The sequence below is a fragment of the Actinacidiphila sp. DG2A-62 genome, assembly GCF_035825295.1.
GTDB lineage: Bacteria > Actinomycetota > Actinomycetes > Streptomycetales > Streptomycetaceae > Actinacidiphila.
In genome coordinates this window covers 5,770,666-5,797,001 of the sequence record NZ_JAYMGI010000002.1, presented here as the reverse complement: position 1 = coordinate 5,797,001, position 26,336 = coordinate 5,770,666, and the positions used below count along the sequence as shown (strand labels likewise).

Here is a 26,336-nt window from a genome sequence, read left to right as displayed (position 1 = left end):
CCTTCGCTCAAGATGCCAAACAACAAGGTTTCTTCCTCCCGTCCCCCCTTGACTGGAAGTTGATTCCATTGCGAAAGTCCGCTCAACCCGCGACGCACAACACGCGTCGCAACGCACGCTCTCGGTCCCGGGGGATGTAACCAATGACGAGTCCAAGCCAGGCTGCCGACGAGACCGGCGGCCTCACCCTCGAGCCCGAGGGGACGCCCGGCAGCCCGGGCGCGAAGGGCGCCCCGGAGCTCGCCGGACGTACGCCGAGACAGCTCGCGTGGGTGCGCTTCAAGCGGGACAAGACGGGCATCGTGTGTGCCTTCATCGTTCTGTTCTTCATCGTCATCGCGGTCGGCGCACCACTGATCGCGAAGCTGTACGGCAAGAACCCCTACGACCTGTACGGGCAGGACGACGGCCTGCTCAACAGCTACGGCCTGCCGATCGCGCCCAACGGCGGCATCAGCGGCGACCACTGGTTCGGCATCGAGCCCCAGCTCGGCCGCGACGTGTTCACCCTGCTGCTCTACGGCATCCGCAACTCCCTGGGGATCGCGGCGGCGACCACGCTGCTGTCGGTGGTCGTGGGTGTGCTGTTCGGCCTGACGCAGGGCTACCTCGGCGGCAAGACGGACTTCTTCATGGGCCGGGTCTCGGACTTCATGCTGTCCTTCCCGTCGCAGCTGTTCTTCATCGCCTTCTCCCCCGTGGCCATCGCGCTGTTCGTCGGGGTCGGCGATCAGGAGCCGTGGTGGGTGCGCCCGGTGGTGCTGGTCGGCGTGCAGTTCCTGCTCGGCTGGATGAGCATCGGCCGACTGGTGCGCGCGCAGGTGCTGAGCCTGCGCGAACGCGAGTTCGTCGAAGCGGCCCGGATCAGCGGCGCGTCCTCCTGGCGGATCATCACCAAGGAGCTGTTGCCGAACCTGTGGAGCACCATCCTGGTGCAGACCACGCTGATGCTCCCGGTCTTCGTGACCGCCGAGGCCGGTCTGTCGTTCCTCGGCGTCGGCATGCTCCCGCCGACCCCGGACTGGGGTCTGCTCTTCCAGACCGGCGCCGAGTACTACCAGAGCGACATCACCTTCATGTTCTTCCCCGGCATCGCGATGGCCCTGTTCGTGGTCGCCTTCAACCTGCTGGGGGACTCGGTCCGGGACGCTCTCGACCCCAAGACCCTCCGCTAGTGCGCTAGCTCGAATCAAGTTGTCCAGGTCGTCGGAACCGGCCCGGTCTCCTGCGGGCACGGACCTCGGCATCGATGGCAGTTCAGTCCACTGACAGGCAGGAATTCATGAGAAACAGCAGAGCTCGCTTGGCGGCTGCCATCGTGGCGGCCAGCGCACTGTCGCTGACCGCGGCGTGCAGCAGCGGCGGCGGTGGCGGTGGCGACACCGGCACCAAGGGGGGCAGTGCGGCTCCGACCAAGGCTCCGGTGCCGAACTACGGCCTCGGCACGGCCGCGGACTCCAAGGGCCCGGCGCCCGCCGTCCCGGGGGCGGTCAAGGGCGGAACGGTCAACGACCTGAACCAGGCCGGCGACGACTACCTGGACCCCGCTCAGCAGTACGTGAGCGACCAGCTGTCGATATCCGTGCTCTACGCGCGCACGCTCACCGGCTACAAGATCGACCCCACCAGCGGCAAGACCGTGCTGGTCGGCGACCTCGCCACCGACACCGGCAAGATGTCGGACGGCGGCAAGACCTGGACGTACACGCTGAAGGACGGCATCAAGTTCCAGGACGGCTCGGCGATCACGTCCAAGGACATCAAGTACAGCATCGAGCGGCTCTTCGCCGACTTCGAGACGCAGGGTCCGCAGTACATCCAGTCGTGGCTGTACGGTCCTGACTACCGCAAGCTGTACAAGGGCCCGTACTCCGGCCAGGAGATCCCGGACACCATTCTGGCGACGCCGGACGACAAGACGATCGTCTTCCACTTCAAGACGCCGCACGCGGACGCCCCGTACGCGATGGCGATGCCGGTGACCGCGCCGGTGCCGAAGGCCAAGGACGACAAGGGCGCGTACAACAACCACCCGGTCTCCTCCGGCCCCTACGAGATCGCGTCGTACAAGCCGGGCAAGTCGCTGGTCTTCAAGCGGAACCCCAACTGGGACCCGGCCACCGACCCGATCCGCAACGCGTACCCCGACACCTGGAACTTCCAGCTCGGCATCGAGCAGCCCAGCCTGTCGCAGCGGCTGCAGGCCGGAGCCGGCTCGGACAAGTACGCGCTCGACCTGTCCGGTGTCGCCGACCCGTCGGTGATGCAGTCGCTGGTCACCGACCCGAAGTACAAGTCGCGGTCGATCAACCAGTACCAGCCGTACGTCGAGACCCTCGACATCAACACCAAGCGCATCACCGACCCGAAGGTGCGCCAGGCGATCGCCTACGCGTTCCCGATGTCGCAGGTGCAGCAGGCGTTCGGCGGCGCGGCCCAGGGCGACCTCGGCACCACGCTGCTCAGCCCGACCATCGCCGGCTGGAAGAAGTTCGACCCGTTCGGCAAGCTCGACAAGCCGACCGGTGACGTCGAGAAGGCCAAGGAGCTGCTGAAGGAGGCCGGCCAGCCGCACCCGAAGCTGGTCTTCGCCTACGCGAACACCCCGCGCTGGCAGAACATCTCGCTGACCATCGCGAACGCGCTGCAGAAGGCGGGCTTCCAGGTCGTGCGCAAGGCGATCGACCCGACCTCGTACTACACGGTGGTCGGCAAGGTGAACAACCAGTACGACATCTACCGCACCGGCTGGGGCGCGGACTGGCCGAACGCCTCGACCGTGGTCCCGCCGACCATGGACGGCCGCAACCTGCAGGACGGGACGAACAACTACTCGTTCCTGAACGACCCGCACATCAACTCCGAGATCGACCGCATCAAGGCGGAGACCGACCTCAAGCAGCAGACCGCCGACTGGGAGAAGCTGTCGGAGTACTCGCTGCAGACGGACACCGCGCAGGTGCCGTTCCTGTACGACAAGTACTTCAACATCTACGGCGAGGGCCTGGGCGGCGTCACCTACAACTCGGTGACCGGCGTCATCAACGCCAACACCGTGTACGTCAAGAAGTAACACGCCGCAAGGGCGGCCGGTCCCGGCGCACCAGCCGGGACCGGCCGCCCCCGGACCTGACCGCGCGGCCGCCGCCCGCGCCCCCACGGAAGAGCCTCACCGATGCTCCGTTTCCTCACACGACGCGTTCTGGGCGCGATCGTGATCCTGGTGGCCATCAGCGCCGTCACGTACTTCCTCTTCTTCGTTCTGCCCTCCAACCCGGCGGAACTGGCCTGTGGCAAGAACTGCGCCAACCCCGACGTCGTCCACGACATCAAGGTCCGGATGGGCCTGGACGACCCGATCTACCTGCAGTACTGGCACTACATGAGCGGCATCTTCACCGGCCGCAAGATGCCCGACGGCCAGAACTGCCCGGCGCCGTGCTTCGGCTACTCCTTCGCCGACAGCCAGATGATCTGGCCGGAGCTGAAGGACCGCTACCCCACCACGCTGTCGCTGGCGCTCGGCGGTTCCGCCGCGTTCCTGATCATCGGCGTCGGCCTGGGCATGCTGTCGGCCTGGCAGCAGGGCAAGTCCTTCGACCGGGTCGCCAGCTCCGTCTCGCTGCTCGGCAACTCGGTGCAGATCTACTTCATCGGCCCGCTGGCCATCGCGCTCTTCGTGAACAACCTGGGCTGGCTGAAGAACGGTTCCGACCCCACCTGGACGTCCAATCCCGGCGCGTCGATCAACGGACTGATCCTGCCCTGTCTGGTGATGTCGGTGATCTTCTGGTCCAACTACAGCCGGCAGACCCGCTCCCTGATGGTCGAGCAGTTGTCCGAGGACCACATCAGAACCGCGCGCGCCAAGGGCATGGGGTCGAAGTACGTCTTCTACCGGTACGCCCTGCGCGGCGCGGCAGCGTCCATCATCACGATCTTCGGCATCGACCTCGGCAGCGTCTTCGGCGGCGCGATCATCACCGAGGCCACCTTCAACCTGCACGGCCTGGGTACCCTCGCGGTCGGGGCGGTCCAGAAGGAGGACCTGCCGATGGAGATGGCGGTGATGCTGGTCAGCGCCAGCGCCATCGTCGTCTTCAACATCATCGTCGACGCCGCATACGCCATCATCGACCCGCGGATCCGGCTCTCGTGACCGCGGCAGCCACCCCCCGCCGCGAACACCAGCGCACCAGCCGGTAGGAGAACCCGCCGTGACCACTCTGACGAAGCCCGAGGCCGAGCCCGCACCTCAGGGATCCGAGCACTTCCTCTCGGTGCGCGATCTGTACGTGCAGTTCGCCACCGAGGACGGCACCGTGAAGGCCGTGGACGGGCTGTCCTTCGACCTGGACCGGGGCAAGACCCTGGGCATCGTGGGCGAGTCCGGCTCCGGCAAGTCGGTGACCAACCTCGCGATCCTCGGCCTGCACAACCCGCGCAACACCACCATCCGCGGGGAGATCGTGCTGGACGGCCAGGAGCTGACCGGCGCCTCGGAGAGGGAGCTGGAGCGACTGCGGGGCAAGAAGATGTCCATGGTCTTCCAGGACTCGCTGACCGCCCTGTCGCCGTACTACACCGTCGGCCGGCAGATCTCCGAGCCGTACATGAAGCACACCGGCGCGTCCAAGAAGGAGGCCAGGGCGCGGGCGATCGAGATGCTCGGCCGGGTGGGCATCCCCCAGCCGCAGACTCGCGTGGACGACTACCCGCACCAGTTCTCCGGCGGTATGCGGCAGCGCGCGATGATCGCGATGGCGCTGGTCTGCGATCCCGACCTGGTGATCGCGGACGAGCCGACCACCGCGCTGGACGTGACCGTGCAGGCGCAGATCCTGGACCTGCTCAAGGACCTCCAGCAGGAGACCGGCACGGCGATCATCCTGATCACCCACGACCTGGGCGTGATCGCCAACACGGCCGACGACGTCGTGGTGATGTACGCGGGCCGGGCGGTCGAGCGCGGCACGGTGCGCGACATCCTCAAGACGCCGCAGCACCCGTACGCCTGGGGCCTGCTGGGCTCCATCCCGCGGCTGTCGGCCGATGTGAACGTGCCGCTGGCGCCGATCCCCGGCTCTCCGCCGAGCCTGCTGAACCCGCCGCCCGGCTGCCCCTTCCACACCCGGTGCACCTTCAGCGACCAGGTACCGGGCGACCGGTGCCGCACCGAGCGGCCACTGCTTCCGGCCGGGCGGGGCGCGGCGTGCCACCTCACGGCGGACCAGAAGCATGACATCTTCATCGAGCAGATCCAGCCGCGGCTGCGCTGACCAGGAGTCGAGGGAACAGCAATGAGTGAACAGACCCTGGACAAGGTCCCGACGCCGCGTCCCGGCACCGGGGAGAAGCTGCTTGAGGTCTCCGGCCTGCAGAAGTACTTCCCGATCAACGGCGGCTTCATCTTCAAGCGGCACGTCGGCGACGTGCGCGCGGTGGACGGGATCGACTTCCACATCAACGCCGGCGAGTCGCTGGGCATGGTGGGCGAGTCCGGCTGCGGCAAGTCGACCACCGGCCGGCTGGTGACCCGGCTGCTGGAGCCGACCGCCGGCCGGGTCAGCTACGCGGGCCAGGACATCACCCACTCCAACCGCAAGCAGCTCGCGCCGATCCGGTCCGAGATCCAGATGATCTTCCAGGACCCCTATGCCTCGCTCAACCCGCGGCAGACGGTCGGCACGATCATCTCCTCGCCGATGGAGATCAACGACGTCAACCCGGCGGGCGGCCGGGAGAAGCGGGTCCGCGAGCTGCTGGAGATCGTCGGCCTGAACCCGGAGCACTACAACCGCTTCCCGCACGAGTTCTCCGGCGGCCAGCGGCAGCGCATCGGGGTCGCGAGGGCGCTGGCCCTGGACCCGAAGCTGATCGTGGCGGACGAGCCGGTCTCGGCGCTGGACGTCTCCATCCAGGCGCAGGTGGTGAACCTGCTGCAGAAGGTGCAGAAGGAACTCGGCATCGCGTTCCTGTTCATCGCGCACGACCTGGCGATCGTGCGGCACTTCTCGCAGCGCATCGCGGTGATGTACCTGGGCAAGATCGTGGAGATCGGGGACCGGGAGTCGATCTACACCCGGCCGCGGCACCCGTACACCCACGCGCTGCTGTCCGCGGCGCCCGAGGCCGACCCGGACGACGACGGCAAGGAGCGCATCCGGCTGGCCGGCGACGTGCCGTCGCCGATCAACCCGCCGTCCGGCTGCCGCTTCCGCACCCGGTGCTGGAAGGCGCAGGACAAGTGCGCGACGGAGGAGCCGCCGCTGGTGCAGATCGGCGGCAACGCCGACGGGCACCTGACGGCGTGCCACTTCCCCGAGGAGCCGACGGTCGCGGCGCGCGACGAGGACATCGTCCTCGACCCCGCGCTCACCGCGATCGAGGAGGAGCGGACTGAGGAGGACTGACGTCTTCCGCCCATTGACCCGGGCTCAGTTCGACCTCCGCTCGGATCGGCCCGTACCCGGAACACCCCAGCACCACCCCGGGTACGGGCCGTTTCGCGCGCCCGGCGGGTCAGTCCCCCGGGACCACCTGTTTCTCCTCGGCGAAGTGGCACGCCGAGGGATGCTCCGCGGGGCCCGCGGTGGCGCGGAAGACCTCGGGGACGGCGAGCAGCGGCTCTTCGAGGGCGCAGCGTTCCTGGGCCTTCCAGCAGCGGGTGCGGAAGCGGCAGCCGGACGGCGGGTTGGCCGGGGAGGGCACGTCGCCGGCCAGGATGATGCGCTCCCGGTGCTCGCGGGCCTCCGGGTCCGGCACCGGCACGGCCGACAGCAGCGCCTGGGTGTACGGGTGGGTGGGGTGCTCGTAGATCTCCTCGTCGGCGCCCAGCTCCACGATCTTGCCCAGGTACATCACGCCGACCCGGTCGGAGATGTGCCGCACGATCGACAGGTCGTGCGCGATGAACATGTACGCCATGCCGAACTCGTCCTGGAGCTTCTCCATCAGGTTGACCACCTGCGCCTGCACCGAGACGTCCAGGGCGGAGACCGGCTCGTCGGCGACGATGATCTCGGGGCGCAGGGCCAGCCCGCGGGCGATGCCGATGCGCTGCCGCTGGCCGCCGGAGAACTGGTGCGGGTAGCGGTTGATGTACTCCGGGTTGAGCCCGACGACGTCCAGCAGCTCCTGCACCCGGCGCCTGCGGTCCCCCTTGGGCGCCACCTCCGGGTGGATCTCGTAGGGCTCGCCGATGATGTCGCCGACCGTCATCCGCGGGTTGAGCGAGGTGTACGGGTCCTGGAACACCATCTGGATGTTGCGGCGGACGGCCTTCAGGGCCCGCCCGGACAGCCGGGTGATGTCCTCGCCCTTGTAGATGATCTCGCCGGCGGTCGGCTGCTCCAGGTTCATCAGCAGCCGGGCCACGGTGGACTTGCCGCAGCCGGACTCGCCGACGATGCCGAGCGTCTCGCCCGGATAGAGGTCGAAGTCCACGCCGTCGACCGCCTGCACCGCGCCGACCTGCTTCTTGAAGACGATCCCCCGGGTCAGCGGGAAGTGCTTGACCAGGCCCCGCACCCGCAGGACGGGTTCGCGGCCGGCCGCCGCCGGTTGCGCGGCCGGCTCAGTCCTGGTCGGCGCCTGCGTCATCGAGCGTCTCCTTCCAGAAGTGGCAGGCGCTCGCCCGCTCGGTGCTCACCCGGTACAGCGGCGGGATGTCGGTCCGGCACACCTGCCGGGCGCGCGGACAGCGCGGGTGGAAGGCGCAGCCGGGCGGGATGTGCAGCAGGTTGGGCGGCAGCCCCTTGATCGCGTACAGCTCCTGGCCCTTCTGGTCCAGCCGGGGGATGGAGTCGAGCAGGCCCTTGGTGTACGGGTGGGCGGGCGCCCGGTAGATGTCGTGCACCGGGGAGGTCTCCACGATCCGCCCGGCGTACATCACCGCGATCTTGTCGGCGACGTCGGCGACCACGCCGAGGTCGTGGGTGATCAGGATCAGGCCCATGTTGTACTCGCGCTGGAGTTCCGCGAGCAGGTCCATCACCTGGGCCTGCACGGTGACGTCCAGCGCGGTGGTCGGCTCGTCGGCGATGATCAGTTCGGGTTCCAGCGCCATCGCCATGGCGATCATCACCCGCTGCCGCATGCCGCCGGAGAACTGGTGCGGGTACTGCCTGACCCGCTCGCGCGCGGCCGGGATGCGTACCCGGTCCATCAGCTCCACGGCCTTGGCGCGGGCGTCCTTGCGGGACATCCCGCGGTGCACCCGGAACATCTCGCCGAGCTGCTCGCCGACGGACAGCACCGGGTTGAGCGAGGACAGCGCGTCCTGGAAGATCATCGCCATCCGGGCGCCGCGGACCCTGCGCCGCTCCTCCGCCGACATGGTCAGCAGGTCGCGGCCCTGGAAGAGCACCTGGCCGCCGGTGACGTAGCCGGGCGGGGTGTCGAGGATGCCCATGACGGCCTGCGCGGTCACCGACTTGCCGGAGCCGGACTCGCCCAGCACCGCGAGCGTCTCGCCGGCGTTCACCGAGTAGCTGACGCCGTTGACCGCGTGGGCGATGCCCTCGCGGGTGCGGAACTCCACGTGCAGGTCCCGCACGTCCAGCAGCGGGCCGCCCTCGGCGACCGGGTCCTGCTCGGGGACCGGGGTCATCTCGGCACTGGTGGCCATCGCGTGCTCCTCAGCGCAGCTTGGGGTCGAGGGCGTCGCGCACCGCGTCGCCGAGCATGATGAACGCCAGCACGGTCAGGCTCAGCGCGCCGGCCGGCCACAGCAGCATGTGCGGCGCGTTGCGGATCTGGTTGGACGCGTCGGAGATGTCGATGCCCCAGGAGACGGTGGGCGGCTTGAGGCCGACGCCCAGGTAGGACAGCGTCGCCTCCAGGGCGATGTACGTGCCCAGCGCGATGGTGCCGACGACGATGACGGGCGCGACCGCGTTGGGCGCGATGTGCCGCAGCAGCATCCGGGAGTTGCCGGCGCCGAGCGCGCGGGCGGCCTGCACGTAGTCGTTCTGCCGTGCGGTGATCACCGAGCCGCGGGCGATGCGGGCGATCTGCGGCCAGCCCAGCAGCACCATGAAGCCGACCACCGGCCACACCGTGGAGTTGGTGACCACGGACAGGAAGACCAGGCCGCCCAGGACCACCGGGATGCCGAAGAAGACGTCGCTGATCCGGGAGAGGATCGCGTCCCACCAGCCGCCGAAGAAGCCGGCCAGGCCGCCGAGCACGCTGCCGAGGATGACCACGCCGGCCGTCGCGCAGACGCCGACGGTGACCGAGGCGCGGGCGCCGTAGACGACGCGGGTGTAGACGTCGCGGCCCTGCTCGTCGAAGCCGAAGGGATGGCCGGGGGCGGGCCCGGCCTGGGACTTGGCGAGGTTGGCCTTCAGCGGGTCCTGGGTGGCGATGGCGCCGGGCCAGATGGAGATGAAGACCAGGAAGAGAATGATCAGCGCGGAGATGATGAAGATCGGGTTGCGCCGCAGGTCGCGCCAGGCGTCGGACCACAGGCTGCGCGGCTTGCCGGTGGGGCCGCCGGCCGCCTGGCCGTCGCCGCCGCGCTTCTCCAGGGTGTCGGCCTCGGCGGCGGCCAGGTCCATGCTGCCGCCGTAGCCGCCGCCGGGGGCGATCGCGCCCTGCTGCGGGTCCAGCGGATTGCCGGGGTCTCCGGGGCCGCCGGGTGCGCCCGGGCCGCCGGGGGTGCCGCGTTCAGGCATAGCGAATCCTCGGGTCCAGGACCGCGTAGAGCAGGTCGACGAGCAGGTTCGCCACCAGGAAGACCAGCACCAGGATGGTCACGAAGCCGACCACCGTGGGTGAGTTGTTGCGCAGGATGCCCTGGTAGAGGTTGTAGCCGACGCCGTGGATGTTGAAGATCCGCTCGGTGACGATGGCGCCGCCCATCAGCGCGCCGATGTCGGTGCCGATGAAGGTGACCACCGGGATCAGCGAGTTGCGCAGCAGGTGGCGGATGACCACCCGGCGGCGCGGCAGCCCCTTGGCGACGGCGGTGCGCACATAGTCGGCGCGGGTGTTCTCGGCGATGGAGGTGCGGGTCAGCCGGGTCACGTAGGCCAGCGAGACCAGGGCCAGCACCAGTCCGGGCAGGACCAGTTCGTTGAAGGGCGCGCTGGGCGAGACCGAGGAGGCGGTCCACTTCAGCTGGACGCCGAAGATGTACTGCATCACGTAGCCGGTGACGAAGGTCGGCACCGAGATGACCACCAGCGTCAGCAGCAGCACGCCGGTGTCGACCGGCTTGCCGCGGCGCATGCCGGTGATCACGCCGAGCGCGATGCCGATGACGATCTCGAAGAGGATGGCGACGATGGTCAGCCGGATGGTGACCGGGAACGCCTGGCCCATCAGCTCGGTGACGGGCTGTCCGCTGAAGGCGGTGCCGAAGTCGCCGAGGAAGATGTTCTTCATGTAGTGCAGGTACTGCGCGCCCAGCGAGTGGTCGAGGTAGAGGTCGTGCCTGATCTGCGCCGCGGTCGCCGGGTCGGGCGCCCGGTCGCCGAAGAGCGCGGCCACCGGGTCGCCGAGGGCGTACACCATGAAGAAGATCAGGAAGGTGCTGCCGATGAACACCGGGATCATCTGGAGCAGCCGCCGGATCACATAGCGTCCCATGGAGCCTCCCGAGAAGGCGGGCGGAGGCCGCGCCGGGGGTGCCCGGTGCGGCCTCCGGCCGGCGTCACTTGACCTTGATCTCGTTGTAGACCGGGACGCTGAACGGGTTGAGGAGCACGTTGCTGAGCTTGCTGGAGTAGCCGGCGCTGCCGTTCTGGTACCACAGCGGGATCGCCGGCATGTCCTTGGCCAGCACCTTCTCCGCGTCCTGGAACTTGCCGACGGCGGCGGAGCTGTCCGACTCGGCGTTGGCCTGGTTGACCAGGTTGTCGAAGGCCGCGCTGCTGTAGTGCGAGTCGTTGGAGGAGGCGTTGGTGTAGTACTGCGGCTGCAGGAAGTCCTGGATCAGCGGGTAGTCCATCTGCCAGCCGGCCCGGAACGGGTCGGTCATCTGCTTGTTGGTGATCTTGTTCCGGAAGTCGGCGAAGGTGCCGACCGGGGCGCCGACGCACGCCTTGTTGTTGCCCAGCGCGTTGTTGATGCTGTTGCAGACCGCGTCGATCCACTCCTTGTGGGAGCCGGTGTCGGCGTTGTACGTGATGGTGATCTTCCCGCCGGGCAGGCCGCCGCCCTGCTGGATGAGCTGCTTGGCCTTGGTCGGGTTGTAGGTGCACGCGTCGCCGCAGACCCCCGCCTGGTAGCCGCCGGCCGCGCCGAGCACCGGGGAGGTCCAGTCGGTGGCGGGGGTGCGGGTCTTCTGGAAGATCTGCTGGGTGATCTGCTCGCGGTTGATCGCCATCGACAGGCCCTGCCGGACCAGCGCGGTCTTGGCCGGCTTCCACTTGGCGCTGTACAGCGGGAAGGCGATGGTCTGGATGATGCCGGCCGGCTCGTTGATGTAGCGGCTGCCGAGGTCGGACTTGACGTTCTTGAGCTGGTTGGCCGGGATGTCGTCGACCAGGTCGAGGTTGCCGGCCTGCAGGTCGGTGTACGCGGTGTTGTTGTCGGTGTAGACCCGCAGGTCCACGCCGTTGTTCTGGGCCGCGTCCGGACCCTTGTAGCCGTCCCACTTGCGCAGGCTCATCTGGCTGCCCTTGGTGTACGAGGAGATCTCGTACGGGCCGTTGCCGATCGGCTTCTTCAGCCAGGCGGCGTGGTCGGAGAAGAACGCCTTGGGCAGCGGGTAGAAGGCCGAGTAGCCGAGGGTCTCGGGCCACAGCGAGAACTTCTGATTGAGCTTGACCTTGAACTCCAGGTCGTTGACCTTCTGCAGGCCGGAGAGCTTGGTGGCGCTGGAGCTGGCGCCGGCGGCGTCCGGGTGGACCTTGTCGTAGCCGTCGATGTAGCTGAAGAAGGAGGCGTTGAGCTGCGCGTTCTTCAGCAGCGCGTCGTAGTTCCAGGCGTTGATGAAGGAGTCGGCGTTCACCGGCTCGCCGTTGCTGAACTTCCAGCCGGACTTCAGCTTGATGTCGAAGTTCTGCGAGTCGCTGCTGGTGATCGAGTCGGCGATCATGTTCTCGGCCTTGGCGGTCTTCGGGTCGTACTTCTTCAGACCCCGGAAGATCATGTCGAGGACCTTGCCGCCCTGCACCTCGTTGGTGTTCGCCGGCTCCAGCGGGTTCTGCGGGTCGCCCCAGGAGGCGCGGACGATGCCGCCGCCGCTGCCGCCGCCGCTCCCGCTGTCAGTGCCGCCGCCGCAGGCCGTAGCCGTCAGGGCGACCGCCGTCACGCCGACGGCCCACTTCACGCGCGTGGCTCCGCGCATCGGGTGCCTCCTCAAGGGTAACAAATGCCACTTTGCACCCATGACACATCAAGGAGGACTAATACGCACTTATTCAGACCCGTGTCGCGACACCCAATGCGTTGGCCACAGTGTCACGACACGGCGTCGTCATCCCGCGCCGCGGCGTCACGCCGCCGGAACCACCTGCTTCTCCTCGGCGAAGTGGCACGCCGACTCGTGCGCGGCGGGCGTCGGCCGCCCAGCGAACACCTCGGGCACCGCCAGCAGCGGCTCCTCGCTCGCGCAGCGTTCCTGGGCCTTCCAGCAGCGGGTGCGGAAGCGGCAGCCGGACGGCGGGTTGGCCGGGGAGGGCACGTCGCCGGCCAGGATGATGCGCTCCCGGTGCTCGCGGGCCTCGGGGTCGGGGACCGGCACGGCCGACAGCAGCGCCTGGGTGTACGGGTGGGTGGGGTGCTCGTAGATCTCCTCGTCGGTGCCGATCTCGGCCATCCGCCCGAGGTACATCACCCCGACCCGGTCGGAGATGTGCCGCACGATCGACAGGTCGTGCGCGATGAAGAGGTAGGACAGCCCGAACTCGTCCTGGAGCTTCTCCATCAGGTTGACCACCTGCGCCTGCACGGAGACGTCCAGCGCCGAGACCGGCTCGTCGCAGATGATCACCTCGGGGTTGAGCGCGAGGCCGCGGGCGATGCCGATGCGCTGGCGCTGGCCGCCGGAGAACTGGTGCGGGTAGCGGTTGATGTACTCGGGGTTGAGGCCGACGACGTCCAGCAGCTCCTGCACCCGCTTGCGGCGGTCCCCCTTGGGCGCGACCTCGGGGTGGATGTCGAACGGCTCGCCGATGATGTCGCCGACCGTCATCCGCGGGTTGAGCGAGGTGTACGGGTCCTGGAACACCATCTGGATGTTGCGCCGCACCGCCTTGAGCGCGCGGCCCGACAGCCGGGTGATGTCCTCGCCCTTGTAGAAGACCTCGCCGGCCGTGGCCTGCTCCAGGTTCATCAGCAGCTTGGCGACGGTGGACTTGCCGCAGCCGGACTCACCGACGATGCCGAGCGTCTCGCCCCGGTAGAGGTCGAAGGAGATCCCGTCGACCGCCTTGACCGCGCCCACCTGCTTCTTGAACACGATCCCCCGGGTCAGCGGGAAGTGCTTGACCAGGTTCCGCACCTGGAGGATCGGCTCCTGCGTCGGGTCACTCACCGAGGGTCTCCTTCCAGAAGTGGCAGGCGCTGCCGCGGCCCTCGCCGACCCGTTGCAGGGCCGGCACCTCGGTGCGGCAGACGTCCCGCGCCACCGGACAGCGCGGGTTGAAGGCGCAGCCGGAGGGGATGTGCAGCAGGTTGGGCGGCAGCCCCTTGATCGCGTACAGCTCCTGCCCCTTGCGGTCCAGCCGCGGGATCGACTGGAGCAGGCCCTTGGTGTACGGGTGCGCCGGCGAGCGGTAGATCTGGTGCACCGGCGCGGTCTCCACGATCCGCCCCGCGTACATCACCGCGATCTTGTCGGCGACGTCGGCGACCACGCCGAGGTCGTGGGTGATCAGGATCAGGCCCATCGTGGACTCGCGCTGCAGTTCCGCCAGCAGGTCCATGACCTGGGCCTGCACGGTGACGTCCAGCGCGGTGGTCGGCTCGTCGGCGATGATCAGGTCCGGCTCCAGGGCCAGCGCCATCGCGATCATGATGCGCTGGCGCATGCCGCCGGAGAACTGGTGCGGGTAGTCGTTCACCCGCTCCCTGGCCGCGGGGATGCGCACCCGGTCCATCAGCTCGATGGAGCGGGCCTTGGCCTGCTTGCGGGACAGCCCCTCGTGCACCCGGAACATCTCGCCGAGCTGGTAGCCCACCGACAGCACCGGGTTGAGCGAGGACAGCGCGTCCTGGAAGATCATCGCGATCTTCCGGCCGCGGATCTTGCGGCGCTCCTCGGCGGACATCTTCAGCATGTCCCGGCCCTGGAAGAGGATCTCGCCGTGCGGGATGCGCCCCGGCGGCATGTCCAGGATGCCCATCACCGCCTGCGCGGTCACGGACTTGCCGGAGCCGGACTCGCCGAGCACCGCGAGCGTCTCGCCGGCGTTCACCGAGTAGCTGACGCCGTTGACGGCCTTGGCGACGCCGTCGCGGGTGTGGAACTCCACGTGCAGGTCGCGCACGTCCAGCAGCGGTGCGGTGCCGGCCGCGGGCGCGGCGGCGCCCGGAGTCTCGTCGATGACAGTCAACGTACGCCTCCCTAGCGCAGCTTGGGGTCGAGGGCGTCGCGGACCGCGTCGCCGAGCATGATGAACGCCAGCACCGTGATGCTCAGCGCGCAGGCCGGCCACAGCAGCATGTGCGGCGCGTTGTTGATCTGCTCGGAGGCGGCGGAGATGTCGATGCCCCAGGAGACCGCCGGCGGCTTCAGGCCGACGCCCAGGTAGGACAGCGTCGCCTCCAGCGAGATGTACGTGCCCAGCGCGATGGTGGAGACCACGATCACCGGGGCCAGCGCGTTGGGCGCGATGTGCCGCAGCAGCATCCGGGTGTTGCTCGCGCCGAGCGCGCGGGCGGCCTGGACGTAGTCCTGCTGTTTGGCGGTGACCACCGCGCCGCGGGCGATGCGGGCCACCTGCGGCCAGCCCAGCAGGATCATGAACGCCGACACGGTGGTGACCGAGCCGCCCTTGACCACGGACAGGAAGACGACGCCGCCGAGCAGGATCGGGATGCCGAAGAAGATGTTGCCGAGCATCGAGATCAGGGTGTCCCAGATGCCGCCGAGGAAGCCGGCCAGGCCGCCGAAGACCGACCCGAGCAGCGCCACCCCGAGGGTGGAGAAGATGCCGACCGACACCGACGCGCGGGCGCCGTACACCGTGCGGGTGTAGACGTCGCAGCCCTGGGTGTCGAAGCCGAACGGGTGCCCGGCCCGCGGTCCCAGCTGGGAGTTGGACAGGTTGCACGCCAGCGGGTCCTGGGTGGCGATCGAGCCGGGCCAGATCGCGATGACCACCAGGAAGAGAATCAGCAGCGCGGATATGTAAAACACCGGCTTGCGGCGCAGGTCGTGCCAGGCGTCGTTCCACAGGCTGCGGGACTTCTCGGCGGTCTCCGGCAGCGCGGGGGCCGCGGCGGGCTGGGCGGCCACGGGAGTCTGCGTGGTCTCAGGCATACCGGATCCTCGGGTCCAGGACTGCGTAGAGCAGGTCGACGAGCAGGTTGGCGACGAGGAAGATCAGCACCAGGATGGTGACGAAGCCGACCACGGTCGGCGGGTTCTGCCGCAGGATGCCCTGGTAGAGCTGGTAGCCGACGCCGTGGATGTTGAAGATCCGCTCGGTGACGACCGCGCCGGCCATCAGGCCGCCGATGTCGGTGCCGAGGAAGGTCACCACGGGTATCAGCGAGTTGCGCAGCAGGTGCACGGTGACCACGCGGCGGCGCGGCAGGCCCTTGGCGACGGCGGTGCGCAGGTAGTCCGCGCGGCCGTTCTCGGCCACCGAGGTGCGGGTCAGCCGGGCCACGTAGGCCAGCGACACGCCCGCCAGCACCAGGCCGGGCATGACCAGGTCGCCGATCGGCGCGCCCTCGGCGACCGTCGGGTGCGCCAGGCCCCACTTGACGCCGACGAAGTAGCGCAGCAGGTAGCCGGTGACGAAGGTGGGGATCGAGACCACCAGCAGGGTCAGCGCGAGCACGCCGCTGTCGGCCAGCCGGCCCCGGCGCAGCCCGGCGAGCAGGCCCAGCGCGATGCCGATGACCGCCTCGAAGACGAACGCCACCAGGGTCAGCCGGATGGTCACCGGGAAGGCGGTGCCCATGACCTCGGTGACCGGCTGGCCGTTGGCCGCGGTGCCGAAGTCGCCGGTGAAGATCTGGCCCATGTAGTGGACGTACTGGGCCGGCAGCGAGTGGTCCAGGTACATCGCGTGCCGGATCGCGGCCGCGGTCGCCGGGTCCGGCGCGCGGTCGCCGAACATCGCGGCCACCGGGTCGCCCAGCGCGTACACCATGATGAAGATCAGAAAGGTGGTGCCGACGAAGACCGGCACCATCTGGAGCAGTCGTCGGATGACGTAGCGCCCCATGTGCCCTCCAGGGATCGGGCAGACGCCGGCCGGGGCCCGTGGTCGGGCCCCGGCCGGGGCGTCCGTCAGCCGTTGTTGACGGTGATGTCCGTGAAGACGGGGTAGCTGAACGCGTTCTCCGTCACGTGGGAGACCCGGGAGGACCAGCCGGCCTCGCCGTTCTGGTACCAGAGCGGGATCACGGGCATGTCCTTGAAGAGCAGCTTCTCGGCCTGCTGGTAGGTCTGCACGGCCTTGGCGGTGTCGGGCTCCGCGTTGGCCTGCTTGATCAGCGCGTCGAACTGCGGGTTGCTGTACTTCGAGTCGTTCGAGCTGCCGCCGGTCGCGTACAGCGGCGTCAGGAAGTCGTCGATCAGCGGGTAGTCCATCTGCCAGCCGGAGCGGAACGGCTGCTTCATCTCACCCTTGGTGATCTGGTTGCGGAAGTCCGCGAAGGTGCCGGTGGGGGCGCCGACGCACGCCTTGTTGTCGCCCAGCACGTTGTTGATGCTGTTGCAGACCGCGTCCACCCACTGCTTGTGGGAGCCGGAGTCGGCGTTGTAGCCGATGGTCATGTGACCGCCGGGGATGCCGCCGCCCTGCTGGATGAGCGCCTTGGCCTTGGCCGGGTCGTACGTGGTGGCCTCGCCGGCCAGGTTCGCGCTGTAGCCGCCGGCCGCGCCGAGCACCGGGGAGGTGAGGTCGCCGGCCGGGGTGCGGGTGCCCTGGAAGATCTTCTGGGTGATGGTCTTGCGGTCGATCGCCATCGACAGGCCGAGCCGGACCTTGTCCATGCCGGGGGCGTTCCACGCCTTCTGGTTCAGCGGGAAGGAGATGGTCTGGATGATGCCGGCCGGCTGGTTGAGGTAGCGGCCGTTCAGGTCCGTCTTGGCGTGGCTGAGGTCCTCGGCCGGGATGTCGTCCAGCACGTCGAGGTTGCCGGCCTGCAGGTCCGCGTAGGCGGTGCTGCTGTCGGTGTAGACCTTGAGCAGCACGCCCTTGTTCTTGGGCTTGCTCGGGCCGGTGTAGTACGGGTTGGGGACCAGCTTCATGCTGCTGCCCTTGGTGTACGACACGACCTTGTACGGGCCGTCGCCGACCGGCTTGTTCAGGTAGCCCGCGTGGTCGGTGAAGAACGACTTGGGCAGCGGCGCGAACGCCTTGTAGCCCAGCCGGTCCGGCCAGGTGGAGAACTTCTGGTTCAGCTTGACCGTGAAGGTGTGGTCGTCGACGACCTTCAGCCCGGACAGCGTCTTGGCGGTGGGCGCGGTGCCCTCCTTCTCCGGGTGCACGGCGTCGTAGCCGTCGATGTCCGCGAAGAAGTAGGAGTTTAGCTGCTTGTTGGTGACCAGCGCACCGTAGTTCCAGGCGTCCACGAAGGACGAGGCGGTGACCGGGGTGCCGTCGGAGAACTTCAGGTTCGGCTTGATCTTGATGGTGAAGTTCTGCTGGTCGGTGGTGGTGATGGAGTCCGCGGCCTCCAGGTTGGCCTTGCCCGTCCGCGGGTCGTACTCCTTGAGGTTCATGAAGATCATGTCCAGGACCTTGCCGCCCTGCACCTCGTTGGTGTTCGCCGGCTCGAGCGGGTTCTGGGGGTCGCCCCACCACGCGCGGACGATGCCGTCGTTCGAACCGCCGGCCTTGGTGTCCGAGCTCTCGCCGGAACCGCAGGCGGTCGCTGCGAGGGCGACGACCGCCGCCCCCACGACCCACTTGGCGCTCTTGGCACCACGCATGGGTTGCCTCCTCAGGAGTCACTGTCGGTACGTGAAAGGAAGACCGGCAGCGTGCTGACACCCCTGACAGCGACCGCGGTCCTCCGGCTCGTGAGTCGGCGGCCTCCGGTGGAGGGCCAGACCCATTGACCCGAGCTCAACTCCACCCATAATCCGACACGGTGGGAGGCGGTCAGAACCGCTCTGATCTCGGCAAGGTCACGATGGGTCATGATCCGGCGTCCGGAATCCGGACATTCCGCAACGTACGCAGACACGTTCGCACGGTGCGTTGTGAGATACCTGACACCGGTTTCCGGTGTAAGACGTCCGCTATCCGGACGTGCGTGAGCACGCAGGGGCGCGGGGAACTGCGCCGGGAGCCCCCGCAAAACGCACATGACGTGCGGGGATGGAGCGCTCACCATGGATTCTATGGTTGGTGCGTACTGCGGCTGCGGGAAGTGCATGCTGGGCGTGCGCCGCCTGAGTCGGAAGTCGGATGCCACCTCGTCGCCGGAGCGGCAGGAGCAGCAGGTCTTGTCGGCGGTGTCCGCGATCGGTGGGCATGTGATCGCGTGGGCGGACGACTGGGAAATCTCGGGGGCGACCGACCCGCGGACTCGGCCTGCTCTGGGGCCATGGCTGCGGGACGAGATGGGGCCGTATTCGGGGATCGCCGGGGCGGCGGTCGACCGTATCGGGCGCAACCAGCGGGACGTGTTGAACACCGCGTACGCGATCCACGAGTCGGGGCGGCTGCTGGTCACGTTTGGGCACGACGGGCCGTGGGACCTGGACGACCCGATGGACGAGATGCGGTTGTCCATGGAGTCGTTCGGGGCGCAGATGGAGCTTCGGTCGATCCAGAAGCGGAACCGGGACGACACGGTACGTGCGCGGGCGGCGGGTGAGCCCAAGCAGAAGAACAGTTATGGGTACCGGTTCGTGCGGCTGTTCCCGACCGCAAAGGTCGATCATGTCGAGATCGACCCGGTTGCGGCGGAGGTGATCCGCAACGTGGCGAAGAGGATTCTCACCGACCGCACGGGGAAGATCACCGTGCACACCGAGGCCGCCCGGCTCAACCGCGAGGGGGTGTTGTCGCCCAGTGACCACCGTGCGGTGATGTACGGGCGCGCGCCGCGCGGGGTGAAGTGGGACCGCCGCACGCTGCGGGACATCCTGATCAGCGAGGCAGCGTTGGGCTACCTGATCCACGGTGGCCGGGCGGTGCTGGGCAGGGACGGGCACCCGGTGAGGCTCGCCGATGGGCTGTGGGACCGCACCACCCGCAGCGCGCTGATCACCGCCACGGCCCCGAAGGAGACCGGTACGCAGCAGCGTGCGCCCAAGGGGGAGCGTCTGCTGTCGGCGGTGATGGTGTGCGGTGTGTGCGGACAGCGGGCGTATGTCGGCAACAAGCGCGGTGAGCACACGTACCGGTGCATCGGACGCATGTCCGGGTGGGCGGAGTCGGCGGACTGCAAGCCCGCGCCGCAGGTCACCGGAAGCGTCGCGGACGCCACCGTCACCGGGTGGTTCCTGGACCGCTACGGCAGTGGCCAGGTCATGCGGCGCGAGTTCGACCCCGGCACCGGCCACGCCCAGCGCATCGCCGAGTTGGAAGCCGACCGGGCCAGGCTGCGCGACGACCGCCGGGCGGGACTGTACGACGCGCCCGACGACACCGAGTGGTTCCGCGTCGAGTACGCACGGATGGGCCGGGAGATCGCCGATCTTCGGTCCCTGCCGGACCGTCCCTCCGGGATGCGCATGATCCCGACCGGCCAGACCATCGCCGACCAGTGGGAGCAGGCGCACGACGACGCCGCGCGACGCGAGATCCTCACCTCCTACGGCGTGCGGGTGCTGATCTACCCCCGGGGGGCCGCAGAGCGCTTCGTCATCACGGCGCAGGACCTCCTGAACCTGGCCGCGTAACCCGACCGGGCGCACGCGAGCCCCGCCGGATCACGCGGCGGGGTTTGCGTGCGTTGGTCTGCCTGGACGCCTCCGCAGGCGCAGCTCAGGGACCAGGTGCCGGACGTGCAGGCCGGTCAGGGTCGTCACGTTCACGTCCCGGATCACCAGGTCCGCCGGGCCCCGCCCGCCCACCCCCGGTCGCCCCTGCCCGTCGCGGGTCAGCTCGTCGAGGGTCCACGGCCGGGCGGTGAAGGAGAACACGCCCAGTGTGGGGCGGTCGCGCAGGTGGAATCGCAGGCATGCCGTGTCCGTGTCGAGGATCGCCACGCGTACGGCCGTCGCGCCGGTCTGCACGTCCAGGAACCCTCCGTCCGTGACCGTGATCGTTCCCCCTGCGAGGGCGCGAACTGCGTTGGCGATCGCCTCGTCGGTCGTGGTGACACGCCACGTGGCGAGGGCTGTAGTCCGTCCGTGGTCGGTACGCGTGTAGTGGAAGCTGCCGACGGTCGGTTCAGCCATCGGGCCACCCGGAGGCGGACATGGCGCGGCGCAGCGTGCGGAGTTCGGCCAGGTCTTCGGCGATGCCCGCGGCGACGGCGGCTTCGCCGGCCGTGTGCCCCGAACCGACGTATCGCCAGGCCGCCTCCACCACGAGGGTCGGCCCCTGCGCCAGCGGCTGACCCGCGCGGTGTGCGGTGCGGGCGGCCCGCAGCGCGCGATAGGTGGTGGAGTAGCGGCGTGACTTGGTCAGGCAGTGACCGCGGTAGCCGAGGGTGTGTGCCCAGGCCCGCAGCCGCAGGTGTGCCAGCTGCGGCAGGTCGCCGAGCCGCCAGCAAACCGCCATGAGGGTACGCAGGTGCGGGCTGACGGCCGCGTACGTGATCTGCGCGCGGCTGGTGATCCGGTGGTCGAGGGCGCCGGAGTCGCCGACGCTCTTGGAGGTGTACTTGGCGACGTACGCGGCGACCGCATCATCGGTGACCGCCGGGCCGTCGCCAAAAGCCCGAACCGGCCGGACGTCGAGTTGCACACCCCAGCCGAAGGCGTATTCGCCGAGAGCCGCGGACGCGTCGAGGGTGACGCGGGCAGCAGAAGCGGCAGCACGTACGGCGTCCGCCAAAAGGTCGGCAGTGCCCCAAGAGGGCGGGGGCGTGCCGGGACCCGCGGGGCCGTCCAGGCGAACCACCGCGTGGAAGTGGACCGCTCCGCGCCGCTGGTACTCGGTGACCTTGGCGAAGGCCAGGCGGGCGTGCCGGGCGAAGTGCGTCTGAGTGATCCCGGCGGCGGTGGCGAGGTGCCGGCGGATCGCACGGCAGGTGCGGTTCCACAGCTCCCCGGCGTGGGCGTGCCAGAGCACGTGCGCCGTGTAGTCGTAGCAGGCCTGGCAGAGCGGCTGACCGACCGCCGGATCGTCGTCCGGGTGAGTTCGACCGCAACCGAGCGCCCGGCCGTGCGGGCAGGTCTCGCCGTCGCGGCGGGGGCGGCACCGGTCGGGTCCGGCCCGGTGCACGGGCCCGAAGGACGGAGCGGTCAGCGTGACGAACAGCCGCGGGTGATCGGCGACGGCTTCGGGTGTGCCTTTGCCGCCGGACAGCCCGGCCCGTACCAAGTGGAAGGTGTCGCCCGCGTGTTCGCGGGAGCACGGTCCGCAGCGCGATGCGCGGCGGTTGCGGCACCGCACGGCCAGGCGTCCGCCCGGTTCGCTCGCGGTGTCGTAGTGGCGCAGGACCGAGCCGGTAGCCCGATCGTAGGTGGTGGTGTGCCCGGCCAGGTAGACCGGTCGAGCGCATCCGCCGGTCGCCCTGACCTGGTCGACCCAGCGCGGGTATCCCGGTTCGGAGGCGAGGCGGATCAGGTCGCGGTCGAGGTCCGACAGGCGGCGCGTGCGCTCCGCCGTTTGCGCAACGTAGCGCCGCGCCCCCGTGGTGCCGTCGAGGGCAGCGGTCATGAGGCGGTGACCTTTCGCGGCGGGCAGCCGATCGAGCCGCCCGGATGCGGGCAGAGACCGAGGTGCGGAAAGTCACGGGTACGCCTCCGTTCAGGGGATATGCGATGGGTCGGCGGTAGGTCTGGGATGTGTCGGGGTCGGCCCGATGTGCTCAGCGGCGACGCTTACGGCGCGAGCGGGGATTGCGCCGACGACGACTGCGACGGCAGTAGCGGCACCGCAACAGGCGGCCGCCACGGCCGCGTTCGCGGGGCCGAAGGCACTGTGGGCAACGTGGTTCGTCCGATCCGGACATGCGGGGTGCCTCCCTCTGGCACGAGGGGAGTCAGAGGCGTCCGGTGATGGACTGGACGATGACCAGGACGAGGTACATCGCCGGGGTCAGGGCCACGTAGAACCCGAACAGGAAGATCAACGCGGCCTGCCACCAAGGCACTTCACGTGACCGCACGATCATGATCGTGACGATTGCCAGCACGACCACCAGCGACAGCGAGCCGCCTGCGGTGCTCACGCCGCCTCCCGCACGTGATGTATCGCCTGCACCAGCCGGGGCAGCCCGGGAGTCCGCTTGGCGAAGGTGCCGGCCGTGTGCCGTGCCTGCTCCGCTGTGGTGTGGGTCGAGCGGGCCCGCATCCACACACCGCCAACGGTCGTGACGGCAACGCCCTGTTCGTCCTCCCCGATCGACTGCGCGACCGCGACGGCATCCGGCGACAGGTCACCGAGCACCATCAACGCTGTCTGTTCGTCGTTGACCCGATGGCAGATCCGACCGCCGAGCTGCGCGCGCAGCGCGGTCACGCCCGGCCCCAGTTCCGAGCCGACCCGCTGACCTGCGACGACCAGATGCAGCCCCAGGGCCGCGCCGAGCTGGCCGAGCCGGAGCATCGCCGTCGAACAGGCCGAGGACAACTGCTTGTCCTCGCGGGACCCGTCCGACAAATACAGCTCCGCGACCTCATCGACCAGGACCACGAGCGGCACCGGCCGTACTCCGTCGCCCAGTTCCCAGATGGAACGGGCACCCACCGCCCGGCAGGTGTCCATCCGCACTTCGATCTCATCGACCAGCGCCCGGAGCAGGGCCGCAGCCTCCCGGCGGTCGCGGGCCAGAGCCGACAACCGCGGCTCGAACAAGGACAGTTCCATGCCGCCCTTGCAGTCCACACCCACCAGCGCGACCGCCTGCGGAGCCAGCGCGAACACCAACGACGCGATCAGAGTGGACTTCCCCGAACGCGTCGCTCCGACCACGAGCCAGTGCGGCACCATCCGGAAGTCCATCACCCACGGGCCGCCGTCCTCGGTACGGCCCACGACCGCCGTGAGCAACCGCGGCGGACCCGGCACCTGCGAACCACCGTCCCCGGTCAGCGGATCACGCGCCGTCATCGTCGCCAGCACCCACCCACGACGCGGAGAGACGACCCGCACCGCGTGCGCCTGCCAGGCGTGCGCCATCGCGTCGGCCGCCGCGAGATACTGCGCGGGCGTCTGACCGGGCTCCATCTGCACCCGCACCTTCAGACCGGTCGGCGTCGGGCGCGGAATGCCCAGCCGCGGCACGGTCGGCCGCAACTCCGCCCCGGAAACCAGAAGATCACCGCCGAGCACAACACTCTTGGACCGCTTCATCACCGCCAGGCCGGTCTCCACGCACAACCGACGCCAGGTGTAGAACATCCGGACCACCGTCGCCGGGAACCCGAACAGGTACCAGCGCACCGGCCCATCACTGAGCCGCCGGACCCACGCCGAACCCGGGTAGTTCCACGACGGCTGGACGACGACCAGCACGGCCACACCGCCCAGGCACAACCAGAAGACCAGGTTCCACGGCATCACCGCTCACCCCGGCCGTCCTCGCCCGACAACTCCGCCAGCAGGGCCCGCGCACGCATCGCCGCCGTCTGCCCGTGCCGGATCACCAGCCGCAGCATGGTCGCGGTGACCTCCCGGTCCCCGACCGTCTCCATCAGCAGCCGCGCCCCGGTCAGCGCGTCCAGATCACGACCGAGCCGCTGCGCCAGGATGTGCGCCTCCACCGGCATGCGCGCCCCGCTCCCCGGCGCACGGCGACCCGACAGATCCCGCCATTCCTCCGCCATCACCCCTCACCCCCCGGCGCGGGCTTCCCCTTGGCCGCCGAGGCTGCACCGGCCGAGGAACCGGCTACCGGGCCCGCAGCCGGAGTGATCGCCGCAGCCCGAAAGGACGTGCCGCTCCTGCCGCCCATCTGCCACTGGATGGCTGTCAGCCCGAGAATCGTCACGGGCATCCCCTCGGCGATGCCCTGCGGCTGACCAGGGACACTCACCTCGATCGTCTCCGCCCGGCGTCCTTCCACCTGCCGGACCACAACGCCGACGCTGTACATCGGCGTCCCGTCCCGATCCGTCCGCACCTGCCCCGTCTCCGTGTTCATCCGCGGCTCAGGACCGACCACGCACATGATCAGTCCGAGCCGCGACGTGTCCACCGGGATGTTCTGCACGGCCCCACGTCCTCTCTCCACACCGAACGAGAGCACCGAACCAACGTCCGGTTATCACTCATTCTGATGAGACACGAGTATCACGCAGCTTGACCCGGCGACGCCAGCACTTATCCTGTCGAGTGCGCGGGAGACGTGCTTATAACACGACCCGCCGACAACCGGGCCAGCGGAAGGGCAGCCATGGCGGACGACATCATTCGCCCCACCCCCATGTACCGGCAGGTCGCCGAACGACTCGCCGACGAGATCGCACAAGGCGTCTACGCACCCGGCAAAGTCCTGCCCAGTGAGACCCAACTCATGGAGCGGTACGGCGTCTCCCGGCCCACCGTCCGCGCCGCCGTCGCCGAACTACGCAACCTGGGGCTGGTGGAGAGCCAGCACGGCAAGGGCAGCTTCGTACGCCGCAGGACCGAGCCCACGGCCACCATCGACCAGTCGATCACCCGCGCCGGCAGGAAGTACCACGCCCACGAGCGCCAGTTCACCGAGGTCGAGGACTGCCAGATCACCCGCACCCACACCGCCGGCACCGAAGCCGTGCTGCTGCAAAGGGAAGACGCCGCGGCCTTCACCGTCGAACGCCTGCTACTCGACCCCGGCACCGGGCTGCGCGTCACCCACCGCACCGTGATCCCCTTCGATGTCGCCGACGAGATCCCGGAACTGGCCGAACACCCCGACACCCACCCCGCCGACATCTACGCCCTGCTCACGGCCGCAGGCCACACCATCACGTGGGCCGACGACATCAGCGCTCGCCCTGCCAAACCCGACGAGCGCACCACCCTGCGGGCGACGGACCCCGCCATCCTCCTGGTGGTCCACCGCGTCACCGTCGACAGCAACGGCCATCCGCTGATCCTCGAAGTCTTCGCCACCAGCGCCGACCAAGCCCGGTTCGCCTACCCCCACAGCGCCGGACGAGCCCCCGCACGCAGGAGCGACTGAGCGGCCACGCGGTCTGAAATTTCTTCACTTCCTCAAGGGCTCGCCGGGCGCGCCAAGCGGTCCGGGCGCCCGGCCGGGCTGCGGCCTGGCGGCCGGTCCCGGCCGGGCGCCCGGACCGCTTGACCGCTCACGACCACCCCGCACGACACCAAGCCCCCGCCGGGTCGCTCTCGGCGGGGGCTTGGGCGCTCAGGGAGTCAACGGGTGCAGGTTTCGGCGTGCTGGCGAGCCCGGAACTTCGCGGGTGTCACACCGGGCGCGAACTCGTTCAAGCGGCAGCCGGAGCACGTCACCCACTGGTGACCGCGGTCGTCTTCCTCGACCCGTACCTTTCCGCGCCCACGTGTCCGCAGGGTCGGGCCAACCGTCTTGCGCTTCATACCCCGAGACCTTTCCTCACGCGAGGCCACACCGGTAAGCCAGGATCGAGCCGAGGTCTGCCAGTCTCGACGCCAGCGCCGCACCAACGGCGAGCGCTCATAAGCCTGCTGCGACTTCTCGACTCCCGCCTCCCAGATCGCATATCTGCGGGAAGGAGTCGACATCGAGGTGCTGCAATACATTGATCATGCCGCGGACCAGCTTGAGGTTCGCGACCATGCGCACCGTTCCCGCACCAGCAGGACCGGTACCTGCTTCGGCTTGGATCGCCTGGGCGGGAACTCCCATGCTCACCAGAGTGTCTCGCAACTCCGCGGCTAGTTCGCGTGCTTGTTTCCAGTCCCCGAGGTAATCCACATCGGGCGACCAGTCGAGTTCGCTCAACTCCCGATCCCAGGGGCTCGGGTGTTCTTCGTCGTCATCGTGCATGGAACATGCACCCTCCGCCGCTTGGCACGTGCCAAGGACACTTCCGCTAGATAAGGGACCGTCGACAGTAGCACAGAATGACGAACTGCCTACCGTATGAGATAACGTCAGGTAATCACATGCGCTGACGCCCCAGACACGGACGCGGCCCT

Annotated in this window: 24 protein-coding genes; 7 read left to right on the top strand and 17 right to left on the bottom strand. The window is 69.0% G+C overall.

Going from position 1 to position 26,336, the window contains the following annotated elements; all coding sequences use genetic code 11:
- The first annotated feature begins 143 nt into the window (after positions 1–143).
- The 5 genes from VSR01_RS26070 (at position 144) to VSR01_RS26050 (ending at position 6,413) form a co-directional block, all read left to right on the top strand.
- Complete coding sequence (locus VSR01_RS26070) at positions 144–1,175, top strand: ABC transporter permease (RefSeq protein WP_326451548.1); 1,032 nt, start codon at positions 144–146, stop codon at positions 1,173–1,175.
- A 143-nt stretch (positions 1,176–1,318) separates the two neighbouring features.
- Positions 1,319–3,073: an ABC transporter substrate-binding protein gene (locus VSR01_RS26065; RefSeq protein WP_326451547.1), complete on the top strand. Its 1,755-nt coding sequence runs from the start codon at positions 1,319–1,321 to the stop codon at positions 3,071–3,073.
- Positions 3,074–3,175: 102 nt separating this feature from the next.
- Positions 3,176–4,159: an ABC transporter permease gene (locus tag VSR01_RS26060; RefSeq protein WP_326451546.1), complete on the top strand. Its 984-nt coding sequence runs from the start codon at positions 3,176–3,178 to the stop codon at positions 4,157–4,159.
- A gap of 58 nt (positions 4,160–4,217) precedes the next feature.
- Entirely contained in the window at positions 4,218–5,279 is a 1,062-nt protein-coding gene (locus VSR01_RS26055; protein ID WP_326451545.1) for an ABC transporter ATP-binding protein, read from the top strand.
- 21 nt (positions 5,280–5,300) lie between these two features.
- On the top strand, positions 5,301–6,413 hold the full coding sequence (locus tag VSR01_RS26050) for an ABC transporter ATP-binding protein (protein WP_326451544.1): 1,113 nt from the start codon (positions 5,301–5,303) through the stop codon (positions 6,411–6,413).
- 109 nt (positions 6,414–6,522) lie between these two features.
- Here the strand turns inward: VSR01_RS26050 and VSR01_RS26045 are convergent, their stop codons facing one another.
- The 10 genes from VSR01_RS26045 to VSR01_RS26000 all read right to left on the bottom strand — a co-directional run bounded on the left by VSR01_RS26045 (position 6,523) and on the right by VSR01_RS26000 (position 18,070).
- Positions 6,523–7,602, bottom strand: coding sequence for an ABC transporter ATP-binding protein (locus VSR01_RS26045; RefSeq protein ID WP_326451543.1), 1,080 nt, complete (start codon positions 7,600–7,602; stop codon positions 6,523–6,525).
- Positions 7,577–8,611 carry an ABC transporter ATP-binding protein gene (locus VSR01_RS26040; RefSeq protein WP_326453820.1) on the bottom strand — a complete coding sequence of 345 codons (1,035 nt, stop codon included), beginning with the start codon at positions 8,609–8,611 and terminating at the stop codon, positions 7,577–7,579. The genes VSR01_RS26045 and VSR01_RS26040 overlap by 26 nt, the downstream gene beginning before the upstream one ends.
- 28 nt (positions 8,612–8,639) lie before the next feature.
- The gene (locus tag VSR01_RS26035) at positions 8,640–9,563 is read right to left on the bottom strand and encodes an ABC transporter permease (RefSeq protein WP_326453819.1); all 924 of its coding nucleotides are present in this window, start codon (positions 9,561–9,563) and stop codon (positions 8,640–8,642) included.
- Positions 9,564–9,672: 109 nt separating this feature from the next.
- On the bottom strand, positions 9,673–10,596 hold the full coding sequence (locus VSR01_RS26030; RefSeq protein WP_326451542.1) for an ABC transporter permease: 924 nt from the start codon (positions 10,594–10,596) through the stop codon (positions 9,673–9,675).
- A 64-nt stretch (positions 10,597–10,660) separates the two neighbouring features.
- The gene (locus tag VSR01_RS26025) at positions 10,661–12,301 is read right to left on the bottom strand and encodes a peptide ABC transporter substrate-binding protein (RefSeq protein WP_326451541.1); all 1,641 of its coding nucleotides are present in this window, start codon (positions 12,299–12,301) and stop codon (positions 10,661–10,663) included.
- Between the two features lie 147 nt (positions 12,302–12,448).
- Positions 12,449–13,489: an ABC transporter ATP-binding protein gene (locus VSR01_RS26020; RefSeq protein WP_326451540.1), complete on the bottom strand. Its 1,041-nt coding sequence runs from the start codon at positions 13,487–13,489 to the stop codon at positions 12,449–12,451.
- Positions 13,482–14,510: an ABC transporter ATP-binding protein gene (locus VSR01_RS26015; RefSeq protein ID WP_326451539.1), complete on the bottom strand. Its 1,029-nt coding sequence runs from the start codon at positions 14,508–14,510 to the stop codon at positions 13,482–13,484. Before VSR01_RS26015 ends, VSR01_RS26020 begins: the two co-directional genes overlap by 8 nt.
- Before the next feature lie 11 nt (positions 14,511–14,521).
- On the bottom strand, positions 14,522–15,439 hold the full coding sequence (locus tag VSR01_RS26010; protein WP_326451538.1) for an ABC transporter permease: 918 nt from the start codon (positions 15,437–15,439) through the stop codon (positions 14,522–14,524).
- On the bottom strand, positions 15,432–16,355 hold the full coding sequence (locus VSR01_RS26005; protein ID WP_326451537.1) for an ABC transporter permease: 924 nt from the start codon (positions 16,353–16,355) through the stop codon (positions 15,432–15,434). Before VSR01_RS26005 ends, VSR01_RS26010 begins: the two co-directional genes overlap by 8 nt.
- Positions 16,356–16,420: 65 nt before the next feature.
- Positions 16,421–18,070 (bottom strand): peptide ABC transporter substrate-binding protein, encoded by a 1,650-nt coding sequence (locus tag VSR01_RS26000; RefSeq protein ID WP_326451536.1) that lies wholly within the window; start codon positions 18,068–18,070, stop codon positions 16,421–16,423.
- 405 nt (positions 18,071–18,475) lie between these two features.
- Here VSR01_RS26000 and VSR01_RS25995 point away from each other — a divergent pair, with 405 nt between their 5' ends.
- Positions 18,476–19,993 (top strand): recombinase family protein, encoded by a 1,518-nt coding sequence (locus VSR01_RS25995; protein ID WP_326451535.1) that lies wholly within the window; start codon positions 18,476–18,478, stop codon positions 19,991–19,993.
- Positions 19,994–20,023: 30 nt separating this feature from the next.
- Here the strand turns inward: VSR01_RS25995 and VSR01_RS25990 are convergent, their stop codons facing one another.
- The 6 genes from VSR01_RS25990 to VSR01_RS25965 form a co-directional block, all read right to left on the bottom strand.
- Positions 20,024–20,494, bottom strand: coding sequence for a hypothetical protein (locus VSR01_RS25990; RefSeq protein WP_326451534.1), 471 nt, complete (start codon positions 20,492–20,494; stop codon positions 20,024–20,026).
- On the bottom strand, positions 20,487–21,923 hold the full coding sequence (locus tag VSR01_RS25985; protein WP_326451533.1) for a replication initiator: 1,437 nt from the start codon (positions 21,921–21,923) through the stop codon (positions 20,487–20,489). The genes VSR01_RS25990 and VSR01_RS25985 overlap by 8 nt, the downstream gene beginning before the upstream one ends.
- Before the next feature lie 325 nt (positions 21,924–22,248).
- Positions 22,249–22,437, bottom strand: coding sequence for a hypothetical protein (locus VSR01_RS25980; protein WP_326451532.1), 189 nt, complete (start codon positions 22,435–22,437; stop codon positions 22,249–22,251).
- Entirely contained in the window at positions 22,434–23,768 is a 1,335-nt protein-coding gene (locus VSR01_RS25975) for an FtsK/SpoIIIE domain-containing protein (protein WP_326451531.1), read from the bottom strand. The genes VSR01_RS25980 and VSR01_RS25975 overlap by 4 nt, the downstream gene beginning before the upstream one ends.
- A complete protein-coding gene (locus VSR01_RS25970; protein WP_326451530.1) occupies positions 23,768–23,977 on the bottom strand; it encodes a hypothetical protein in 210 nt (69 codons plus the stop codon). The genes VSR01_RS25975 and VSR01_RS25970 overlap by 1 nt, the downstream gene beginning before the upstream one ends.
- Positions 23,978–24,033: 56 nt before the next feature.
- Complete coding sequence (locus tag VSR01_RS25965; protein WP_326451529.1) at positions 24,034–24,420, bottom strand: SCO3933 family regulatory protein; 387 nt, start codon at positions 24,418–24,420, stop codon at positions 24,034–24,036.
- A 183-nt stretch (positions 24,421–24,603) separates the two neighbouring features.
- On the opposite strand from VSR01_RS25965, the gene VSR01_RS25960 reads away from it, so the two are divergent.
- Complete coding sequence (locus VSR01_RS25960; RefSeq protein ID WP_326451528.1) at positions 24,604–25,374, top strand: GntR family transcriptional regulator; 771 nt, start codon at positions 24,604–24,606, stop codon at positions 25,372–25,374.
- A 477-nt stretch (positions 25,375–25,851) separates the two neighbouring features.
- Here the strand turns inward: VSR01_RS25960 and VSR01_RS25955 are convergent, their stop codons facing one another.
- Positions 25,852–26,184: a hypothetical protein gene (locus VSR01_RS25955; RefSeq protein ID WP_326451527.1), complete on the bottom strand. Its 333-nt coding sequence runs from the start codon at positions 26,182–26,184 to the stop codon at positions 25,852–25,854.
- Positions 26,185–26,336: the final 152 nt, after the last annotated feature.

Excerpts from the sequence above, each read along its gene's own strand:
- VSR01_RS26070 (WP_326451548.1), top strand. The coding sequence starts at position 144 with ATGACGAGTCCAAGCCAGGCTGCCGACGAGACCGGCGGCCTCACCCTC.
- VSR01_RS26060 (WP_326451546.1), top strand. The coding sequence starts at position 3,176 with ATGCTCCGTTTCCTCACACGACGCGTTCTGGGCGCGATCGTGATCCTG.
- VSR01_RS26050 (WP_326451544.1), top strand. The coding sequence starts at position 5,301 with ATGAGTGAACAGACCCTGGACAAGGTCCCGACGCCGCGTCCCGGCACC.
- VSR01_RS26045 (WP_326451543.1), bottom strand. The coding sequence starts at position 7,602 with ATGACGCAGGCGCCGACCAGGACTGAGCCGGCCGCGCAACCGGCGGCG.
- VSR01_RS26040 (WP_326453820.1), bottom strand. The coding sequence starts at position 8,611 with ATGACCCCGGTCCCCGAGCAGGACCCGGTCGCCGAGGGCGGCCCGCTG.
- VSR01_RS26035 (WP_326453819.1), bottom strand. The coding sequence starts at position 9,563 with ATGGACCTGGCCGCCGCCGAGGCCGACACCCTGGAGAAGCGCGGCGGC.
- VSR01_RS26030 (WP_326451542.1), bottom strand. The coding sequence starts at position 10,596 with ATGGGACGCTATGTGATCCGGCGGCTGCTCCAGATGATCCCGGTGTTC.
- VSR01_RS26025 (WP_326451541.1), bottom strand. The coding sequence starts at position 12,301 with ATGCGCGGAGCCACGCGCGTGAAGTGGGCCGTCGGCGTGACGGCGGTC.
- VSR01_RS26010 (WP_326451538.1), bottom strand. The coding sequence starts at position 15,439 with ATGCCTGAGACCACGCAGACTCCCGTGGCCGCCCAGCCCGCCGCGGCC.
- VSR01_RS26005 (WP_326451537.1), bottom strand. The coding sequence starts at position 16,355 with ATGGGGCGCTACGTCATCCGACGACTGCTCCAGATGGTGCCGGTCTTC.
- VSR01_RS26000 (WP_326451536.1), bottom strand. The coding sequence starts at position 18,070 with ATGCGTGGTGCCAAGAGCGCCAAGTGGGTCGTGGGGGCGGCGGTCGTC.
- VSR01_RS25995 (WP_326451535.1), top strand. The coding sequence starts at position 18,476 with ATGGATTCTATGGTTGGTGCGTACTGCGGCTGCGGGAAGTGCATGCTG.
- VSR01_RS25990 (WP_326451534.1), bottom strand. The coding sequence starts at position 20,494 with ATGGCTGAACCGACCGTCGGCAGCTTCCACTACACGCGTACCGACCAC.
- VSR01_RS25985 (WP_326451533.1), bottom strand. The coding sequence starts at position 21,923 with ATGACCGCTGCCCTCGACGGCACCACGGGGGCGCGGCGCTACGTTGCG.
- VSR01_RS25975 (WP_326451531.1), bottom strand. The coding sequence starts at position 23,768 with ATGCCGTGGAACCTGGTCTTCTGGTTGTGCCTGGGCGGTGTGGCCGTG.
- VSR01_RS25970 (WP_326451530.1), bottom strand. The coding sequence starts at position 23,977 with ATGCCGGTGGAGGCGCACATCCTGGCGCAGCGGCTCGGTCGTGATCTG.
- VSR01_RS25960 (WP_326451528.1), top strand. The coding sequence starts at position 24,604 with ATGGCGGACGACATCATTCGCCCCACCCCCATGTACCGGCAGGTCGCC.
- VSR01_RS25955 (WP_326451527.1), bottom strand. The coding sequence starts at position 26,184 with ATGCACGATGACGACGAAGAACACCCGAGCCCCTGGGATCGGGAGTTG.